Annotated in this window: 2 protein-coding genes; both read right to left on the bottom strand. The window is 73.7% G+C overall.

The genetic code is table 11. The features are described 5' to 3' along the window. Positions 1 to 1,078: AAA family ATPase (locus ABD352_RS43360; RefSeq protein ID WP_344618429.1), on the bottom strand; the 1,078-nt coding region annotated here is incomplete at its 3' end. A gap of 81 nt (positions 1,079 to 1,159) precedes the next feature. Continuing rightward, the gene (locus ABD352_RS43365; RefSeq protein ID WP_344618431.1) at positions 1,160 to 2,380 is read right to left on the bottom strand and encodes an IS110 family RNA-guided transposase; all 1,221 of its coding nucleotides are present in this window, start codon (positions 2,378 to 2,380) and stop codon (positions 1,160 to 1,162) included. Positions 2,381 to 2,513 lie beyond the last annotated feature (133 nt).

Genomic DNA, 2,513 nt, shown 5'->3' on the forward strand with positions numbered 1-2,513 from the left:
CGGCGGCGACCAGCTCGTCGGGCCCGAGGGCGGCCCCGGCGAGGTGCCAGGCCCGCCGGTCGCCGCCGGGGATGCCGGCGAGGACCTCGCGCACGCGCCGGACGTCGGCGGGCGCTGCCTGCTCGTGTACGGCGGACCGCACGAGCGGATGCCGGAACCGCACGCTCGGCCCCGACACCACGACGAGCCCGGCCTCCTCAAGCTCGGCGAGCGCCGCCCGCCCGGCCACGGCCCGCGGGGCGCACAGGTGGTCGGCGGCGCGCAGCGTCACGGCCAGGTCGGACTCGAGGCCGGCGATCAGGGCGGCCGTGCGGGCGGCGGCGGACAGGGCGGTCACCCGGTCGCCGAAGAGGCGGGCGCCGCCGGGCAGGGGGTCGGGCAGCGGTGCGCGCCCGGCCAGCTGGGCGGGCGTCAGGCGGTCGGCGATCTCGGCCAGGGCCAGCGGGTTGGCGCCGGTCAGGGCCACGAGGTCGCGGACGACGGGGTCGGTCACCTCGGCGTGGCCGGCGCGCAGCAGCTCGGCGGCGGCGTCGTCGGGCAGGCCCCGCACGGCGATGGTGCGCGGCACGCCGGCGACGGGGGCGTCGCCGCGGACGGCCAGGAGCATGGCGATCCGTTCGGTGGCCAGCCGCCGGGCCGCGAACAGCAGGGCGTCGGCGGAGGCGCGGTCCATCCACTGGAAGTCGTCGACCACGCAGACCAGGCCGTCCGGTGCGGCCGCCTCGACGAGCAGGGAGAGCACGCCGGCGCCGAGCAGGAACCGGTCCTCGTCGCCGGCCGCGGCCAGGCCCAGGGCGGCGCCGACGGCGGCCCGCTGCGGGGCGGGCAGGGCGTCGAGGGCGGCGGCCGCCGGGCGCAGCAGCTGGTGCAGCGCGGCGAAGGCGAGGTCGCGCTCGGACTCGGCGCCGGTGGTGCGCAGCACCCGCATGCCGCCGGCGCGGGCGGCCGCGGCGTCGAGGAGGGCCGTCTTGCCGGCGCCGGGCTCGCCCCGCAGCACCACGGCGCCGCCGGAGCCGTCGCGGGCGCGGGCGATCGCCTCGTCAAGCGCTTCGAGCTCCGCCGATCGTCCGAACAACACGAAGATCCACTTTAGGGGATCACTCCAGGATGCCAGCGAATCGGATACATGCCCCGTCAGACATCCCAGGGTGTTGGGGTGTCAAGCCGCTTGGGGTGTGGTGGGCCAGGCGGTGGTGTGGTTGTAGGGGGTTTTGGTTTTGAGGCAGCCGTGGAGGATGCCGACGAGGCGGTTGCCGGTGTGGCGGAGGGCGGCGTGGTGGTTGAGGCCGCGGGTTCGGTGTTGGTCGTAGTAGGTGCGGATGGTGGGGTTGTTGAGGATGGCGGCGCTGGCTTGTCGGTGGAGGGCGTCGATGAGGCGGTTGTTGTGGATGTAGCGGGCGTGGACGGTTTTGGTCTTGCCGGATTGTCGGGTGATCGGGGCGGTGCCGGCGTAGTTTTTGCGGGCTTTGGCGGTGGTGTAGCGGCCCGTGGCGTCGCCGAACTCGGCCAGCACCCGGGCGCCGAGGATCGCGCCGATGCCGGGTTGGCTGAGGTAGATCTCAGCGTCCGGGTGCTGGCCAAAATGGGCCTCGACCTCGCCTTGCATGGCGTCGATCTGGGTGTTGAGGGTGGTGAGCACGGCGACGGCGGCGCGGATGGTCGCGGCGTAGGCGGCGGTGACGGTGTCTGGCTGGCCCAGGTGTGCGGTGCGCAGCGCCTGCCCGATCGCGGCGGTTTTGGCGGGGATGCCGCGCCGGTGGTGGCGTTTGAGCACGTCGCTGATCTGGGTGTCGGTGAGGTCGGCTGCCGCGGCCGGGGTGGGGGCCCGGGCCAGCAGTTCCAGGGTGTCCGGGCTGGTCAGAGCCAGTGGCTGGTAGGCGGCCAGGGCAGCGGGGAAGTACTCGCGCAGCGCTGCGCGCAGCCGCAGCGTGTGGCGGGTCCGTTCCCAGATCAGCGTCTGGTGGGCCCTGGCCACGATCTTGACGGCCTCGGCGATGTCGGAGTCCGCTGCGACCGGGCGCAGCTGGTGCCGGCGGGTGCGGGCCATGTCGGCCAGGGCATGCGCGTCGGCCTTGTCGCTCTTGGCACCGGACAGCGCCATGCCCTCCCGGTGCCGAGCCGCCTGTTTCGGGTTGATCGCGCACACCTCGTAGCCGGCCGCGACCAGCGCCCGCACCCACGGGCCTCGGTCGGTCTCAATGCAGATCAACACCCGGTCCGGGCCGGCATCCTCCGGTAATGCCCCGGCAAGCAGGTCATGCAGGCGGGCCATCCCGTCCACACCCTCCGGCAACCGGGCCCGGCGCAGCACCCGGCCCTGCTCGTCCTGCACCTCCACATCATGATGATCTTCCGCCCAGTCGTCACCGACGAACAGCACACCCATCTCCGCCCTGCAGCACCGATCTGTCCACGGCCGGCAGCCTGCGGCAGGAGCTCCGCGGCCTAAGAGAGTGTTGGGTAACTGAAGGACTACTTCTGGTCCTGGTTGAGTTCGTCGTTGAGGCGTCGGG

This window comes from Dactylosporangium salmoneum (assembly GCF_039532525.1).
In the GTDB taxonomy this organism is placed as follows: domain Bacteria; phylum Actinomycetota; class Actinomycetes; order Mycobacteriales; family Micromonosporaceae; genus Dactylosporangium; species Dactylosporangium salmoneum.